This window comes from Rhizobium sp. L9, from assembly GCF_002531885.1.
Lineage (GTDB): Bacteria > Pseudomonadota > Alphaproteobacteria > Rhizobiales > Rhizobiaceae > Rhizobium.
Window position 1 is genome coordinate 1 of the sequence record NZ_NWSZ01000008.1, and the last position, 16848, is coordinate 16848.

The following is a 16848-nucleotide window of genomic DNA, read 5'->3' on the forward strand; positions in this document are numbered from 1 at the left end:
CGGCCCGCAGATGCGCCAGCAGCCGCCATTCATAGCCGCCGGAGGCTTCGAAGCCGATGCGGCTGACGTCATGCTCTCGAAGAAAGGCGTCAAGCGCCTTCAGGCCAGCGGAGTCGTACGTGACCCTCAGCCTTGCCTTACCGGGATGGAGGGCAATGTCGAGATGGCTTTTGCCGACATCGATTCCGGCACAAATCATGCTATTATCGGTCATCTTCGTCGTCCCTGTCTTGGATACGAACCCCAAGGTTCCTGCAACCACACGGGCCAGATGAAGAGCCGGTTGCGATCCTGCTCCCCACAGCCCAAAACGGCTAAGAAGGTGACGATCCGACAACCAGCTGCCGGGCGGGCGGCCACCCGCCCGGCAGGCATCAATATCCTACATTTTTCTTATCCAAGAAGGTGGCGGCAGCCGGATGAGGGGCCGGTTTCGGCGATCTCCTGGGCTGAGGATTCGCTACAGCGCCACACCAGTGCCGCGGTCGAAAATATGCACCTGGTCGCTGGCGATGCTCGCCTCGAACACGGCGCCGTAGCGGGCGGGGTATTCGCCGTCGACGATCGCCGTCACCTGTTGTCCGGCAAGATCGAAGACCACATGGGTCTGGGCGCCTGTGGGTTCCACCAGCATCGTGCGGCCGGCGAGCGGCGTGCCGGCCGACAGGCCGGGAACGAGATGCTCGGGCCGAAGGCCGATAGTGACGGCCTGGCCGCGCCTGACCTTTCGGTCGGGCGCGATGCGGATCGCAGTGCCGTCGTCGAGACGAGCAGCCGGTTCACCGTTTTCGCCATCCACCGTGCCGTCGAGCATATTCATCGCCGGCGAACCGATGAAGGCGGCGACGAAAAGATTGGCCGGCTTCTTGTAAAGTTCGAGCGGTGTACCCGCCTGCTCCACCCTGCCATGATTGAGCACGACGATTCGATCGGCGAGCGTCATCGCCTCGATCTGGTCGTGGGTGACATAGATCGAGGTCGTCCGGACCTTCTGGTGCAGCGTCTTGATCTCCGAGCGCATCTGCACGCGCAGTTTCGCATCGAGGTTGGACAAGGGCTCGTCGAACAGGAAGACGGCTGGATTACGCACAATGGCGCGGCCCATAGCGACGCGCTGGCGCTGGCCGCCGGAAAGCTGCGCCGGCTTGCGGTCGAGCAGTTTGGCGAGGTCGAGCATGCGGGCCGCTTCAGTGACGCGGGCCTCGATCTCCGGCTTGGCAACGCCGGCGAGCCTCAGATTGAAGCCCATGTTTTCGGCGACCGTCATGTGCGGATAAAGCGCATAGGACTGGAAGACCATGGCGATGTTGCGCTCGCGCGGCGTCATGGCGTTGACGACCTTGCCGCCGATGGCAATCTCGCCGTCGGTGATTTCCTCGAGACCGGCGATCATTCGCAGCAGCGTCGACTTCCCACAGCCGGACGGGCCGACGAGCGCGACGAATTCGCCATCCTCGATATGAAGCGAAATGCCGTGGATGACGTCGACGGCGCCGTAGGCCTTGTTTACATCTTTCAGTTCAACGGATGCCATTGATGCAACTCCAACGGTTCGGCTCAGGACTTCACGGCGCCGGCAGTCAATCCGGCGATGATATGTCTCTGGGCGACAAAGAAAACGATGATCGTGGGAAGGATCGTGAGGGTGATGAAGGCCAGCACCAGCTGCCACTCCGTGCCGAATTCACCGCGATAGACCATGATGCCGAGCGGCCAGGGATATTTGGATTCCGAGTTCAGCATGATCAGCGGCAGGATGTAGCTGTTCCAGCTGCCGACGAAGGAAATGATGCTGACGGTGGCGACGATCGGACGGGAGAGCGGCAGCGAGATATGCCAGAAGAACCTCATATAACCGCAGCCGTCGACAAAGGCCGCCTGGAACAACTCCTCCGGAAGGTTGCGGAAATAGTTCCTGAACAGAAGGATGCTCATGCCGAGGCCGAAGGCGACCTGCGGCAGCACCACGCCCCAGTAGGTGTTCAGCAGGCCGAGATCGCGGATGCGGATGAACAGCGGCAGGATCGCGGTCGCGGCCGGAAACATCAGCCCGAGCAGGAAATAGTTGAGCAGGAAGGACGATCCGAAGAAGCGCACATGGGCAAAGGCGAAGGCCGCCATCGACGAGACGATCAGCGTCAAGAGCACGGTCAGTGCTGCGATGACAAGCGAATTGCCGATCTGCAGCCAGTAGCGCTCACCGAAGAGAATGTCAGTGTAATTCGCCCATTGCCATTCCGTCGGCAGGCCGAAGGGATTGGTGCGGAGATCCCCCAGGGTCTTGAAGCCGCCGAGCGCCGTCGTCAGCAGCGGCACCAGCACGATCGCCGCGATCAGACTCAGCGATACGTAGAGATAGATGCGGGTGGATGTCCTCATGCGGATGGAAGAGCTCATATCAGTCATGGCGCATGAAGATCCTTTTGTAACCGAAGGCGAGTGTCACGCAGATGATGAAGAGCACCACGCCGACGGCGCTGCCCAGACCCACCTGCATGCGCATGACACCGTAGGTATAGAGGAAGGTGACCATCGTCTGCGTCGAGTTGGACGGCCCGCCGCCGGTCAGCGGCATGATCATGTCGAAGAGCTGCAGCGAGCCGACGACGGCGAAGAAGATTGAAAGGCGCAGGGTGGAGCCGAGGAGCGGCAGCGTGACGTAGCGGAATTTCTGCCAGCCGGTGGCGCCGTCGATCTCGGCCGCCTCCAGCACGCTCTTGTCGACCGATTGCAGGCCGGCGATGAACAGCATCATGTGGAAGCCGAAATATTTCCAGACGATGACCCCGAGGATGGCATAGATCGCCAGCTCCTTGTCGGCGAGCACGTAAGGATTGGCGAAACCGAAGAAGTTGGAAATGGCGGCAAACAGGCCGTAGTCGCCATCATAGACAAAGCGCCAGATAAGGCCTGCGGCAACGTCGGCCAGCACATAGGGCAGGAAGAAGATCAGGCGGTAAGCGACGACGCCGGGAATGCGGTGGGCCAGCATGGTGGCCAGCCAGATGGCGAGCGGCACCTGGATGCAGATCGAGATGACGATGATCAGGCCGTTATTGACGAGCGCCTGGGTAAACGCCGCGTTGCGGAACAGGACCTGGAAATTGCGGAGGGCGATGAACTCTGTCGGCGTGCCGTAACCGTTCCACTTATAGAGGCTGTACCAGGCCGCCTCGCCCATCGGCATGATGACGAAGAGCGTGAAGAGCAGCAGCGCCGGTGGCAGAAACAGCAACAGCACGGTCAGGCGGTCTTGGGCGACCGAGCTCTTCCGGTTTGCGACTCGTCTTGCCGGCCTTGCGGCGCTCGGTGTCGATAGGACTGAGATATTGGCCATGGTTCCTGCTTTCGCATCTCGTCGGCAGCGGTGCCGGCGCTCCCGATTGGCAGGAGCGCCGGAAGGTTCTGCTGGCGCTGGTTATTGTTCCAGTTCGAAAGCATCCTGGATCATCTGGGCGCCGTCCTTGGAATTCATCTGTCCGGAGACGATTTCCACCGAGACGTCGTTGACGACACGGCCGACGGCCGCACCGAGATCCTGGTCGAAGAAGTTCTGATGCCAGGTCGAACCCGCAAGCTGTTTGGCCGATTCGGCGAGCAGCGGGTTGACGACACCGTCATCGGCGCCGACGGCGACAGGCAGGAGCATCCCGGCCTTGGCCATGGCCCGCTCGTTGTCCGCATTCGTCAGGAAAGCGAGGAAATCGATCGCTTCCTTGGAGGCCTTCTTGGTGAGCGCCCAGCCGTTCAGGCCACCAAGCGTATCGGTGGGCTTTCCGGCGCCGCCTTCAACCGTCGGGAAGACGAAACGGCCGATATTGTCGGGCGAAAGCCCCTTGCCGTCGCCGGCATTCTTGCGCTGGTTGGCCTCGGTCGCCTCGAAGCCGAGGATCATCGCCGCCTTGCCGTCGCCGAAAACGCCGAGCGTCTGCGGCCAGGTTGCGCCGAGATAGCCGGGCTGGAAAGGTTCGAGCTTGCCGAGCTCGGCGAGATCTTCGCCGGCCTTGATGATGGCCGGATCGAGGAAGCCTTCGCCCTCGCCCTTCTTGGCCGCGTCAAAGACCTTCTGGCCGCCTTCGCGCATGACGAGATAGCTCCAGTAGAAGTGGATCGGCCATTTCTCGCCGCCGCCGCCGGCGATCGGCACGATACCGGCCGCCTTGATCTTCTTCACCGCCTCAAGAAAATCGGTCCAGGTCTTGATGTCCTCGGCCTTGACGCCTGCCTTGGCAAACAGCGCCTTGTTATAGAAGAAGCTCACCAAGCCGACCTTGTAAGGGATCGCCCAGGTCTTGCCGTCGAAGGTCAGCCCGTCGACCGAGGCGGGCGTATAGGCCTTGCGCAGCTTGCCGCCATCGGCATCGAGTGCTGCCGTCACATCCTGCAGCGCGCCGGTCTCGGACTGCTGCTTCAGGACGCCGCCGCCCCAGCTGAAAAAGAAATCCGGCACGTCGTCAGACTGCAGCAGCGTGGGAAGCTTGGCCTTGAAGGCCTCGTTTTCGAGAAACTGCATCTGGATGTCGACGTCGGGATGTTGGGCTTCGTATTTCTTGACGATGTCTTCCCAGGCGGCGACGTTCTTCGGATCGGTTTCAAGATGCAGCCACTTGACCACCGTCGCCGCCGAGGCGGACCCGGCTCCGGCCAGCAACATGCCGGCTGCCGCGGCCATGGATGCGATGCGCCTGCCGCCGAAAGCGGCGTTCTTCAGCATAAAATTCATGATTTTCCTCCCAGGGGACCTATCCTCACAATTTTTCCCCAATGCGGATTAATTCAGCGGACCTTTTGCCGGATGTCAACCCAACGCGTCAATTTTTGCCAAATTCGCTTGACAGCTCCGTGGAATTGCCTGCTATTTAATTCGTAACCCGTTATAAATATTGGCTTCAGCCAACCAAACGACTGCCGGCACATTTTCATGAAGACTGCAGATCCAGAATTGATGCGCGCGATCAATCGCTTGAACGTGCTCGATACCATCCGGCGCCATGGCCCGATCTCGCGCATCGAAATCAGCGAGCGGACGGAGCTGTCGACGACAACCGTCTCGGCCATCACCGCCTCGCTGCTCGATGACGGGCTGATCCTGCCGCGGCATGAGGGCGATATCCGCAATGAGGCGGTGCGCGGCAGGCCGCGCGTGGCGCTGGAGCTCAATCCCGACGCCGCCCGCGTCGTCGGCGGCAAGATCGCCGCCAGCCGCATGGTGTTCGTCGTCACCAATTTCCGCGGCGACGTGCTGTCGAAGCTGGCTTTGCCGATCCGCATCGACCGGCAGCCGATCGGCGTCATCGCCGACCTCGTCGAGGACGGCGTCCGTCGCTGCGTCGTCGATGCCGGCCTGTCGCTCGAAGATATCGACAGCATCTGCCTCGGCTTTCCCGGCGTTATCGAGCACCGCACCGGTTACATCAGAAGCAGCCCGATCTTTCGCGACATCAATGTCGATTTCGCCGCCGAGATGTCGACGCGGCTGTCGACGCCGACCATCGTCGAAAGCGACGCCCACGCCATCACGCTCGGCCACCACTGGTTCGGGAAGGCCCGCGATCTTGAGGACATGGTGCTGATTTCGCTGGAACAGACGCTCGGCCTCGGCGTGCTGCACGGCAACCGCCTGTTTCGCGGCGCCGGCGGTCTCAGCCATAACCTCGGCGATCTTGTCCTCGGCATGGGACCGAACGGCGTAGTGCGGCTCTTCAGTCAGGCCGGCGAAAGCGCCATCCTCAGCGAACATCAGACCGACGGGCGTTTTGCCGAAGCCATCCGCCTCGGGCGCGGCATGACCCATGCCCAGGCGCTGATCAAGGCCGACGACGACCGGCTGATCGCCTCTGCCATCCGCGCCGGCGAAGCTGTCGGCTTGACGATTGCCAATATCGTCACGCTTTTTGCGCCGCCGCGGGTCATTCTCGTTGGCTCCAGCCTGGCGCTCGGCGACCCCTTCTTGAACAGCCTGCGCGACGCCTATGCGCTTGCCATTCCGCCCTCGCTCAAGGGGGTAAGCGAACTCGTCTTCGACGATTCAAGCGATGATTTCTGGGCGCAGGGTGCCGCAGCCGTGGCGCTCTACGAACTCTACGAATCGCCCTGGAGCACCACCGGGCCGGCGCTCTGAGGAGCGCATACTCAAGATCAAATGGAGGAATTCATGGACAAAGTCGGTATCGGCATCATCGGATGCGGCAATATTTCAGGCGCCTATCTCACGGCGATGGCATCCTTTCCCATTCTCGATATCCGCGGCGTCGCCGATCTCAACCGGGAACTGGCAGAGGCGAAGGCTGCCGAATTCAACGTGCCCGTCAAGTCCGTCGAGGAACTCCTCGCCGATCCCAAGGTCGAAATCATCGTCAATCTGACCATCCCGAAAGCCCATGTCGCCGTCGCGCTGCAGGCGCTCGATGCCGGCAAGCATACCTATTCGGAAAAGCCGCTCGGGATTAATTTCGCGGAAGGGAAAAAATTGGCGGAGGCGGCCAAGGCGCGGAATCTGCGCATCGGTGCGGCGCCCGACACCTTCCTCGGCGGCGGCCACCAGACAGCCCGCGCCCTGATCGACCAGGGTGTCATCGGCCAGCCGGTCGGCGGCTCGGCAAGCTTCATGTGCCCGGGGCATGAGCGCTGGCATCCGAACCCGGCCTTCTATTACGAAGTCGGCGGCGGGCCGATGCTCGATATGGGCCCCTACTACATTACCGATCTCGTCAATCTTCTCGGGCCGGTATCGCAGGTCGCCGGCTTTGCGACGACGCCGCGGGCCGAACGGCTGATTACAAGCGAACCGCGCAATGGCGAGCGAATTCCGGTGCATGTGCCGACTCATGTCGCCGGCATGATGGCTTTTGCCAACGGCGCGGTCGTCCAGATCGCCATGAGCTTCGACGTCGCCGGCCATAAGCATGTGCCGCTCGAAGTCTACGGAACCGAGGGCACGCTTATTGTCCCCGATCCGAACAAGTTTGCCGGCCCTGTCGAATATCTGAAGAAGGGCGGCGCCTTCGAGGACCAGCCGGTGACCGCGCCCTATGCCGACGGAAATTATCGCTCTCTCGGCGTCGCCGACATGGCGCATGCGATCCGCTCGAACCGGCCGCACCGCGCCAATGGTGATCTGGCGCTGCATGTGCTTGAAGTCATGGAAGCCTTCCATACGGCGTCCGAGACCGGCCGGACGGTGACGATATCAACGGCGGTCGAACGCCCTGCCCCCTTGTCCGATTCGATCGTCGACGGACGGCTGGCGAAATAGTTTCAGGAGGAAAGAGAATGCGTGAAGCACTGATCGTCTGGGGTGGCTGGAGCGGACACGAGCCGCAGGAATGCGCCGAAATCATCAAGACCATGCTCGAGGAAGACGGCTTCAAGGTCTATCTCGAACACGGCACCGAGGCGCTTGCCGACCCTTCGGTCCATGATCTCAGCCTCGTCGTGCCGATCATGACGATGTCGAAGATCGAAAAGGAGGAGGTCAAGAACCTCGCCGCCGCGATCGAAAGCGGCGTCGGCATCGCCGGTTACCATGGCGGCGCCGGCGATGCCTTCCGCGACTCCGTCGACTATCAGTTCATCATCGGCGGCCAGTGGGTGGCCCATCCCGGCAACATCATCGACTACACCGTCAACATCACCCGCCCCGACGATCCACTGATGGAGGGGATTGCCGACTTCCCCTATAGGTCAGAGCAATATTACATGCATGTCGACCCCTCGAACGAGGTCCTGGCGACGACCAGGTTTAGCGGCGAACACGCCTACTGGATCGACGGCGTCGTCATGCCGGTCGTCTGGAAGCGCAAATACGGCAAGGGGCGCGTGTTCTATTCCTCGCTCGGCCACCAGGCCAAGGAGTTCGACGTGCCCGAGATGAAGACCATCTTCCGCCGCGGCGCCAATTGGGCGGCGCGGTGAGATAGGGCTGTTCGGTTCGTGGGTTTGGCCTGCCCCTCATCCGGCTGCCGCCACCTTCTCCCCGCTTGCGGGGCGAAGGGACCATGCCGCAACCTCCCCATTCCTCTCCGACCTCTTGCGAAGCAGGTCCCCTCGCCCCGTTAACGGGGAGAAGGCTAGGGTGAGGGCAAGCGGCGATCTCAGCGCAAAATCAACGCCGTACCATAAAGTCCTAATGCAAAAACCGTATGCGCCAGCAGATTGAAACACCGCACCTTCATAGGCTTTGGATGTTTCGAAGCAGCCCAGCCTAGGCCGAGGCCCGGCTGCAGCAGGAACCACCCTGCCCCGACGGTGACGATGCCGAAGATCCAGGCGGGAAGAAATGTCGGTGCGGCGAACCATCCCTCTCCCATAATGAGCGCAAAGATCACCCCATAGAGGATGCCGACGACGTAATGGCTGATCCAGCCGAGAGCGAGTTCATTCGCGTAAGGCGCAGCATCGGCAATGCTGTCATGAAAGACCTTGCCGCGGCCGAGATGCCAGAACCAGCGGCCGACCGGCGCCCAATTGGCGGGCGGCTGACCGAAGAACTTGGCAAGCACAATTGCCCAGAGGTCCATGAGGATGGTTGCGCCGGCGCCGATCGCCAGACCGCGCCATAAAATATCGAACATCGGGAATCACCGGAGAGCGTTTTGATAGAGGCGCCAGAGAACCATTGCAAAGGCGCTTGCGCAATGGTTTCGGCATGACATTCGCCGAGACATTGCGGCCAAGAGGCGCCGTCGATGGGGCAGCTGCTCCATCATCCGCAAAAAGGCATCGGTGCGGCCGCAAATTGATGCTTTTCGCAGGTAGCGTTATTCCCTACTCACTGTCTCGAGCGGTAATGAGAGGCGAACGGTATGACAGTGCCATTTTACTGGAACGAACTTGTCAGCGACGACTTCGCGGGATTGTCTGCGGACACCACGATCGCCATCCTGCCGATCGCCTCGACCGAGCAGCACGGGCCGCATCTACCTGTTGCTACCGACGTCGCGATCGCAACCGGCATGCTTGCCGAGTTGCGGAAGCAGAAGCCCGCCGATCTCGATTGCCTGGTGCTTCCGACGCAGGAAATCGGCAAGGCCAATGAACATATTTACGGGCCGGGAACCTTGTCGCTTGGCGCCGAACTGCTCATTCCGGTCTGGACCGCGATCGGCGCAAAGGTTGCCGAAGCAGGCATCCGCAAAATGGTGATCGTCAATTCGCATGGCGGCAATGTCGATATCATGAGCATCGTGGCGCGTGAGCTGCGCGTGCGCTACGCGATGGCCGTCGTCTCCACGCAATGGGGCCGCTTCGGCCATCCGGACGGCATGATCGGCGACCATGAGCTGAAATACGGCATCCATGGCGGCGAGGTGGAAACCTCGCTGATGCTGTATTTCCGACCTGATCTGGTGCGAATGGAGAAGGCGCAGAATTTCACCTCCAAGGCGGAATGGATGCGCGACCAATCGAAATACCTTCAGCCGCTGCCGCCGCATTCGCTCGCCTGGATCGCGCACGACCTCAATCCCAACGGCGTCGTCGGCGACGCGTCGCTCGGGACGTCAGAAAAGGGCGAAGCAATCTGCCGCCATCAGGTCAGGGGCTTCATCGAGCTGCTCTACGACCTGAAGCGTTACCCGCTTTCCAATCTCTACTCGAAGTAAGGCGAGCGGTGGCTCACATCGCCGCGGAAGCATAGGCCGCGATGTGACCCTTGGCCTGCAGCTCCTGCACCAGGCCGGCCAGTTCGGCCAGGAGGTACTCAACAAACAGGCTGGTGGCGGAATCAAGCGGCGCGCGGGCGCGGGCAAAAAGCTTCATCGGCTGATGGCGCGCATGCGGCTCAGCGATCGGCCGGAAGACCAGTTCGCCCTGCCGGCATTCGGTGATGACATCAAGCGGGTTCAGGATCGTCAGCCCCGCCCCCGATTTGACCAGTTTCTTCAGCATCTCCGAGGCATTGGTTTCGAGCACCGGTTCGACATGCACGTCGAGGCGTGCCAGGGCCAGATTGATCACGTCGCGCAGGCTGGTCCCCTGCTGCGCCAGCACCAGGCGCTCCTGGACGATATCGGCAAGGTTGATCGGACCGGGGCCGATCAGATGATGGCCGGGCGGCAGGACCACGCCGATCGGTATGTCGAAATTGCCGAGGGTGCGGATGCCGGGCGTTGCCGGAATATTGAAGCCGAGCCCAATATCCACCTCACCTGAAAGCACCGGGTTAACCGTCATCGTGCCGGCGTCGTTGCGCAATTGCATGAAGACGCGCGGATGTTCCGACTGGAACCGCGCGATGATCTCAGGCAGCGGCCCGGCCGCAAGGCCGACCGTCGTCACCAGCCGCACCTTGCCCGCCTGCTGCATCTTCAGGCTGCGAATGCGCCCCTCCAGCCGCTCGTAATTCTTCAGCACCTCGCGGATATGTTCGATGCAGAGCTCGCCGGCGGCGGTCAGGCGCAGCCCGCGCGGCAGGCGCTCGAACAGCGGCGCGCCCATTTCCTCCTCCAGTGCGAGAATTTGCCGGTTGATCGCCGAAGACGCCACATTCAACCGTGCCGCTGCCTTGCGGATCGAGCCCGATCGCGCGATCTCGTTGATATAGAGAAGCTTTCTGGAGTGCAGCATCAGGACCTCGTTGCACAAAAATTAAGCACGCAGCGTAAATTAGGCACAGGCTTTGGGTGAGATGCCGAAAAGGCATCGTTGCGCACGAAATTTGATGCTTTTCAAAGAGCAAAGCAACCGCTCCTATGAAGAAAATCCGACGTCATCGCAGACGCCGAGAACTCCGAAGGGGAACGCTGATCATGCCCAATGTACTGAAGAATACGGTTTCCGCACTCATCGGCCTTGGCGGCACGTTCGCCGCCGCCGTCTCGGCCCATGGCGCCGACAAGGTAAGCTACGGCACCAACTGGCTGGCGCAGGCCGAGCATGGCGGCTTCTACCAGGCCGTGGCCGATGGCACCTATGCCAAATACGGCCTCGACGTCACCATCGTGCAGGGCGGTCCGAACGCCGCCAACAGCGCGCTTCTGATCTCCGGCAAGATCGATTTCTACATGGGTGGGCCGCAGGGCGAGATCTCGGCCGTCGAGCAGGGTATTCCGCTCGTCGATGTCGCGGCAATCTTTCAGAAGGATCCGCAGGTGCTGATTGCACATCCCGATGCCGGCATCGAGAAGTTTGAAGATCTCGCGAAGCTCAAGACTCTGTTCCTCGGCAAGGACGGCTATCTCACCTATTTCGAGTGGATGAAGGCGAACTTCAAAGGCTTCAGGGACGAGCAGTACAAGCCCTACAATTTCAGCCCGGCGCCCTTCCTTGCCGACAAGGATTCGGCGCAGCAGGGCTACCTTACCTCGGAACCCTACGAGATCCAGAAGCAGGCCGGATTCGAACCGAAAGTCTTCCTGCTCGCAGACAACGGCTACTCTCCCTATTCGACGATGATCACCACCACACAAGCGATGATCGACAGTAAGCCGGATGTCGTCCAGCGCTTCGTCGATGCCTCGATCGAAGGCTGGTACCACTATCTCTATGGCGACAACGCGAAGGCCAATGAGCTGATCAAGAAAGACAATCCCGAAATGACGGATGGTCAGATCGCCTACTCCATCGCCAAGATGAAGGAATACGGCATCATTGAATCCGGCGACAGCCTCGACAAGGGCATCGGCTGCCTGACCGAGGCGCATTACAAGGCCTTCTTCGACGAAATGGTAGCGATCAAGGTGTTCAAGCCGGAGACGGATTACACCAAGGCCTTCACGACGAAATTCGTCTGCAAAGGCACCGGAATGGCGATGAAGAAGTAAGCCGCAGACGCCGCCTGCGATCCGCCGCCAACACGGCGGATCACTCCCCTGCATGAACGAGACAGGCAATGCCCCCAGCAGAAGCTCAGGCCCTATCACCGAAAGAGATGCGCAAGCGGCCGCTGGTCGTCATGCAATCGGTTTCGAAAGTCTTCTCCAGCGGAACCGTAGCCCTTTCGAACATGTCGCTGACCGTGGAAAGCGGTGAGTTCATCAGTCTGCTCGGTCCGTCCGGCTGCGGCAAATCCACCGCGCTGCGCATCATTGCCGGCCTCGGCAATGTGACCTCGGGCGCGATCGACTGGCCGAGTTCGCGCATCAACTCCAAGGGTCTCCCTGAGGGCGATATCAGCTTCGTCTTTCAGGAGCCGACGCTGATGCCCTGGAAGACCGTCTTCGATAACGTCCATCTGCCGCTGAAGCTGAAACATGTTTCGAAGGCTGCGGCGCACGATCGGATCCTGGAGACGTTGAGCACCGTCGGGCTTCAAGATTTCGCCACCGCCTATCCCCGCGAACTCTCCGGCGGCATGAAGATGCGTGTGTCGATCGCCCGGGCGCTCGTGACCAGGCCGAAGCTCCTGTTGATGGATGAGCCCTTCGCAGCACTTGATGAGATCACCCGCCAGAGGCTGAACGACGACGTGCTGCGGCTCTGGAAGGTGACCGGCATCACCGTCATCTTCGTCACTCATTCAGTCTTCGAATCCGCCTATCTCTCGAACCGCATCGTCGTGATGAAGGCAAGGCCCGGGCGCGTTCATGCCGATCTGCCGCTGACGACCAGCCTTGAACGCGATGCCCATTACCGCACTTCGGAAGAATACCGCAGAGCTTGCGAGACGGTCTCGCATTCGCTGATCGGCGCGATCAACGCGGTGGAGGACCATCGATGAGTGACGAACCGGCCGCAGCGCCGCTGCTTGTCAAAACCACTGCAAGCGCCCGGAGCCGCGATCTGGCGTTGCGCATCTTGATCCCCCTGCTGGTGATCGCGGCGCTGATCCTGATCTGGTCTGCCTATGTCAGACTGTCCGGCGTGCCGCCCTATATCCTGCCGGGCCCGGCCGCGGTCGCAAGTGCCTTCGTGACCGATTGGGGCACGCTTGCCCCTGCCCTCTGGGTCACCACCAAGATCACGCTGGTATCGCTGATGCTGGCGCTCGTCGGCGGCGTCGGCTTTGCGATCTTCCTCGTGCAATCGCGCTGGATAGAACTCGCCTTCTATCCGCTCGCGGTCATTCTTCAAGTCACCCCGATCGTGGCGATCTCACCGCTGATCCTGATCTATGCGCCGTCGACGCAGGTGGCGCTTCTCATCTGCGCCTTCCTCGTTGCCTTTTTCCCGATCCTTTCGAATATGGTGCAGGGGCTGAAAAGCGTCGACCATAATCTCATCAACCTGTTCGAGCTCTACGGCGCCTCGCGCTGGCAGACGCTGTTCTTTCTCAAGCTGCCGGCCGCCCAACCCTATTTCATGACCGGTCTCAGGATCGGCGGCGGCCTGGCGTTGATTGCAGCCGTCGTCGCCGAGTTTGCCGCGGGCTCGGCGGGCGCCGGCTCTGGCCTCGCCTTCCGGCTCCTCGAAGCGCAATACCGGCTCAATATTCCGCGCCTCTTTGCGGCGCTGCTGATGCTCTCGCTGCTCGGCGTGGCGATCTTCGCCGTCACCTCCTTCATTTCGTGGCTTGCCCTGCACCGCTGGCACGAGAGCAGCCTGAAACGGGAAAACTGATGACCTATTCCTTCATTTCACCACCCAATGCCGGCCGCTTCGTGCTGAGCAATGCGACTCTGCCTGCAGCTGCCGTCACCGGTTATGACGCATCTGCCGTCGAGGGGCTCGTGCGGGCCGATATCGTCATCGCCGACGGTGTGATTTCCGCCCTGTTGCCGCCCGGCGGAGCGCCCGCCGAAATTGCGAAATCCGACCTCAAGGAAGGCATGGTCTGGCCCTGCTTCGCCGACATGCATACGCATCTCGACAAGGGCCACATCTGGCCGCGCAACGCCAATCCGGACGGCACGTTCCCGGGGGCATTGGAGGCCGTGCGCGCAGACCGCGAGGCAAACTGGTCGGCCGCCGACGTCAAGAAGCGCATGGAGTTCTCCCTGCGCTGCGCCTACGCACACGGCACCAGCCTCATTCGAACCCATCTCGATTCCCTTGCGCCGCAGCACCGCATTTCATTCGAGGTCTTTGCCGAAATGCGCGATGTCTGGAAGGACAGGATCGCCTTACAGGCGGTGGCGCTGTTTCCGATGGAAAACATGGCGGACGCCGCCTATTTCGCCGATCTCGTCACTGTGGTCCACGAAAAGGGCGGGCTGATCGGCGGCGTCACCCGGATGAGCGGCGATCTCGACAACCAGCTCGACATGCTGTTCAGGGCTGCGGCTGATAATGGCCTCGATGTCGACCTTCATGTCGACGAGACCGACGATCCGGCTGCGGAAACCCTGAAGGCGATCGCGCAAGCCGTGCTGCGCAACCGCTTCGGCGGCAAGGTGACGGCCGGCCATTGCTGCTCGCTCGCCCGCCAGGACGAGGAGACGGCAAAACGCACGGTCGATCTCGTCGCAGAGGCCCGTCTCGCCATCGTCTCGCTGCCGATGTGCAACACGTATCTGCAGGACCGCTATTCCGGCCGCACACCGCGCTGGCGCGGCGTCACACTTTTCCACGAACTGGCGGCAGCCGGCGTCGCAACGGCAGTCGCCTCCGACAATACCCGCGACCCCTTTTATGCCTATGGCGATCTCGACCCGGTGGAAGTGTTCCGCGAGGCGGTCCGCATCCTGCATCTCGACCATCCGCTGGATACGGCCGCACGGGTTGTCACCACCTCGCCGGCCGATATTCTCGGCCGACCGGATATGGGGCGCATCGCCGTCGGCACTGCAGCCGATCTCGTGCTCTTCAGCGCCAGGCGCTGGAGCGAATTTCTTTCCCGTCCGCAGTCCGACCGCGTCGTCCTTCGACGCGGCAAGGTGATCGACCGCAGCCTGCCGGACTATCGTGAACTCGACAGCGTCGTTGGAGCCTGACATGCCGGATTATCAGACGATCAAAAAGGAACTCGAAGGCATCGCCATAGAAGACAATCCGGCGCTGGTGCGCCAGAAGAGCCGTGATTTCTACTGGTATTCGCCGATCCTGAAGGCGCAGCTCGACAATGTGACGGCCGATCTCGTCGTCACGCCGAAAAACGAAGAAGAGGTCATCCGGACGCTGAAGGTCGCCTTCGCGCATGGCGTGCCGGTCACGCCGCGCGGCGGCGGCACCGGCAATTACGGCCAGGCGATGCCGCTTTCCGGCGGGATCGTGCTGAACCTTGCCGCCATGGACAAGATCAAGGAAATTCATCCCGGCCGGGTGATCTGCGAGCCGGGAATCATCATCGCCCAGCTCGACAAGCAGACCAAAGCTCATTCCGGCCAGGAACTGCGGTTCCATCCCTCGACGGCGCAGATGGCGACCGTCGGTGGCTTCATCGCCGGCGGCTCCGGCGGCGTCGGCTCGATCACCTGGGGCGGCTTGCGCGATCTCGGCAATATTCTGCGCCTGCGCGTCGTCACCATGGAGGCCGAGCCGCGCGTGCTCGATCTCACCGGCTGGGATCTGCAAAAGGTCAGCCATGCCTACGGCACCAACGGCGTCATCACCGAGATCGAAATGCCGCTGGCGCCCGCCTATGATTGGGTCGATGTTCTCGTCGGCTATGACGACTTCATGGCCTGCGTGCGCTTCTCCGATGCGCTTGCCAAATGCAACGGCATCCTCGTCAAGGAGATCGCCCCGATCGCCGCGCCGATCCCGTACGACTATTTCACCCGCCACAAGCCCTATATCCGCAAGGGGCAGTCGGTGGTAGTGCTGATGATCGCGCCGCATGCGATGGATGCCTTCCTCGCCTTCACCTCGGCCCACAAGGGCGAAGTGATCTTCCGCTCCGACAAGGTCGAGAGCATGAAGGGCATTCCGCATGCCTATGAACTTGCCTGGAACCACACCACGTTGCGGGCGCTGAAGGTCGATCCTGGATTCACCTATCTGCAGGTTCAGTACCCGGGGCCGGATCACGTGGCCAAGGTTGCAAAGATGGTGGAGATCTTCGGCGACGAGGTTCCCGGCCATCTCGAATTCATCAAATTCGACGGGCAGATCCAGTGCTCCGGCCTTCCGCTGGTGCGCTATACCACGGAGGAGCGCCTTGAAGAAATCATCCGGATCCACCAGGATCACGGCTGCCCGATCTTCAACCCGCACCGCTACACGCTCGAGGAAGGCGGCATGAAGCGCACCGACAAGGTACAGCTTGCCTTCAAGCACGAAACCGATCCGAAAGGTCTTCTGAATCCCGGCAAGATGATCGCCTGGGAGAACCCGGACTTCGATTTCAATGCCGGCAAGAACTATCTCTTCCCCGGCCTTGCGGGCCTCATGGAGGCCTCATGAGGGTGCTCGTGCTGCATTCGCATCCGGTGGAGGAAAGCTACGGCAAAGCGCTCTATAAGCAGACGCTGGAAAGCCTGCGCAAAGCCGGCCATGAAGTGGACGGATGCGATCTCTACGCCGAGAATTTCGATCCCGTTCTCTCCCGGCATGACCGGCTCGCCTATCACGACTACCCCGACAATATCGCGCTGGTGAAACCCTATGTCGAGCGGCTGAAACGGGCGCAAGGGCTGGTCCTGGTCACGCCGGTTTGGAATTTCGGCTTCCCGGCGATATTGAAAGGTTATTTCGATCGCGTCTGGCTTCCAGGCGTTTCCTTCGAACTGATCGACGGCAAGGTGGAATCGCGGCTGCGCCATATCGGCAAGCTCGCCGCCGTGCTGACTTATGGCGCGACGCCGTTCCGCGCCTTCGTGGCTGGCAACCCGCCGAGGAAGATCGTCAAGCGCGTGCTGCGAGCACAGATCAACCCGCTGCGGCCGGTCACCTTTCTTGCCCATTACGACATGAATAATTGTACCGAGGAAACGCGGACACGGTTTCTGCAGAAGGTGAAGAGCGCGATGGAGCGTTTCTGAGCATGCGGAAGGACTGTCCGCCGAAACACCTGGTTCAGGCAGGGATTTC

16 protein-coding genes and 1 pseudogene are annotated in these 16848 nt (G+C 61.3%); 10 read left to right on the forward strand and 7 right to left on the reverse strand.

Annotated features, from left to right (window positions below; translation table 11 throughout):
- From CO660_RS09785 to CO660_RS09805, 5 genes and pseudogenes are all read right to left on the reverse strand, one after another.
- A pseudogene (locus tag CO660_RS09785) lies at positions 1 to 214 on the reverse strand (IS110 family transposase); the annotation flags it as partial.
- 246 nt (positions 215 to 460) lie between these two features.
- Complete coding sequence (ugpC, locus tag CO660_RS09790) at positions 461 to 1534, reverse strand: sn-glycerol-3-phosphate ABC transporter ATP-binding protein UgpC (RefSeq protein ID WP_097598545.1); 1074 nt, start codon at positions 1532 to 1534, stop codon at positions 461 to 463.
- A 23-nt stretch (positions 1535 to 1557) separates the two neighbouring features.
- Positions 1558 to 2406 (reverse strand): carbohydrate ABC transporter permease, encoded by an 849-nt coding sequence (locus CO660_RS09795; RefSeq protein WP_097598546.1) that lies wholly within the window; start codon positions 2404 to 2406, stop codon positions 1558 to 1560.
- Positions 2399 to 3337 carry a sugar ABC transporter permease gene (locus tag CO660_RS09800; protein ID WP_097598547.1) on the reverse strand — a complete coding sequence of 313 codons (939 nt, stop codon included), beginning with the start codon at positions 3335 to 3337 and terminating at the stop codon, positions 2399 to 2401. Before CO660_RS09800 ends, CO660_RS09795 begins: the two co-directional genes overlap by 8 nt.
- A gap of 81 nt (positions 3338 to 3418) precedes the next feature.
- The gene (locus CO660_RS09805; RefSeq protein WP_097598548.1) at positions 3419 to 4723 is read right to left on the reverse strand and encodes an extracellular solute-binding protein; all 1305 of its coding nucleotides are present in this window, start codon (positions 4721 to 4723) and stop codon (positions 3419 to 3421) included.
- 198 nt (positions 4724 to 4921) lie between these two features.
- Here CO660_RS09805 and CO660_RS09810 point away from each other — a divergent pair, with 198 nt between their 5' ends.
- Genes CO660_RS09810 through CO660_RS09820 form a run of 3 tightly spaced genes read left to right on the forward strand, consistent with a single transcriptional unit; the run spans position 4922 to position 7914 of the window.
- Complete coding sequence (locus CO660_RS09810; protein ID WP_097598549.1) at positions 4922 to 6121, forward strand: ROK family transcriptional regulator; 1200 nt, start codon at positions 4922 to 4924, stop codon at positions 6119 to 6121.
- Between the two features lie 33 nt (positions 6122 to 6154).
- Entirely contained in the window at positions 6155 to 7255 is a 1101-nt protein-coding gene (locus CO660_RS09815) for a Gfo/Idh/MocA family oxidoreductase (protein ID WP_097598734.1), read from the forward strand.
- A gap of 17 nt (positions 7256 to 7272) precedes the next feature.
- Positions 7273 to 7914 (forward strand): ThuA domain-containing protein, encoded by a 642-nt coding sequence (locus CO660_RS09820; protein WP_097598550.1) that lies wholly within the window; start codon positions 7273 to 7275, stop codon positions 7912 to 7914.
- 179 nt (positions 7915 to 8093) lie between these two features.
- On the opposite strand, the gene CO660_RS09825 is transcribed toward CO660_RS09820, so the two are convergent.
- A complete protein-coding gene (locus CO660_RS09825; RefSeq protein ID WP_097598551.1) occupies positions 8094 to 8573 on the reverse strand; it encodes a DUF2938 domain-containing protein in 480 nt (159 codons plus the stop codon).
- A gap of 231 nt (positions 8574 to 8804) precedes the next feature.
- On the opposite strand from CO660_RS09825, the gene CO660_RS09830 reads away from it, so the two are divergent.
- Entirely contained in the window at positions 8805 to 9602 is a 798-nt protein-coding gene (locus CO660_RS09830) for a creatininase family protein (RefSeq protein ID WP_097598552.1), read from the forward strand.
- Between the two features lie 13 nt (positions 9603 to 9615).
- On the opposite strand, the gene CO660_RS09835 is transcribed toward CO660_RS09830, so the two are convergent.
- Positions 9616 to 10566 (reverse strand): LysR family transcriptional regulator, encoded by a 951-nt coding sequence (locus CO660_RS09835; protein WP_085778110.1) that lies wholly within the window; start codon positions 10564 to 10566, stop codon positions 9616 to 9618.
- 182 nt (positions 10567 to 10748) lie between these two features.
- Here CO660_RS09835 and CO660_RS09840 point away from each other — a divergent pair, with 182 nt between their 5' ends.
- The 6 genes from CO660_RS09840 (at position 10749) to CO660_RS09865 (ending at position 16799) form a co-directional block, all read left to right on the forward strand.
- Positions 10749 to 11762 (forward strand): ABC transporter substrate-binding protein, encoded by a 1014-nt coding sequence (locus tag CO660_RS09840; RefSeq protein WP_097598553.1) that lies wholly within the window; start codon positions 10749 to 10751, stop codon positions 11760 to 11762.
- 68 nt (positions 11763 to 11830) lie between these two features.
- Positions 11831 to 12658, forward strand: a complete 828-nt coding sequence (locus CO660_RS09845; protein WP_097598554.1) for an ABC transporter ATP-binding protein — start codon at positions 11831 to 11833, stop codon at positions 12656 to 12658.
- Positions 12655 to 13497 carry an ABC transporter permease gene (locus tag CO660_RS09850; RefSeq protein ID WP_097598555.1) on the forward strand — a complete coding sequence of 281 codons (843 nt, stop codon included), beginning with the start codon at positions 12655 to 12657 and terminating at the stop codon, positions 13495 to 13497. The genes CO660_RS09845 and CO660_RS09850 overlap by 4 nt, the downstream gene beginning before the upstream one ends.
- On the forward strand, positions 13497 to 14810 hold the full coding sequence (locus CO660_RS09855) for a cytosine deaminase (RefSeq protein WP_097598556.1): 1314 nt from the start codon (positions 13497 to 13499) through the stop codon (positions 14808 to 14810). The genes CO660_RS09850 and CO660_RS09855 overlap by 1 nt, the downstream gene beginning before the upstream one ends.
- Position 14811: 1 nt before the next feature.
- Positions 14812 to 16221, forward strand: coding sequence for an FAD-binding oxidoreductase (locus tag CO660_RS09860; RefSeq protein ID WP_097598557.1), 1410 nt, complete (start codon positions 14812 to 14814; stop codon positions 16219 to 16221).
- On the forward strand, positions 16218 to 16799 hold the full coding sequence (locus CO660_RS09865) for an NAD(P)H-dependent oxidoreductase (protein ID WP_097598558.1): 582 nt from the start codon (positions 16218 to 16220) through the stop codon (positions 16797 to 16799). Before CO660_RS09860 ends, CO660_RS09865 begins: the two co-directional genes overlap by 4 nt.
- Positions 16800 to 16848 lie beyond the last annotated feature (49 nt).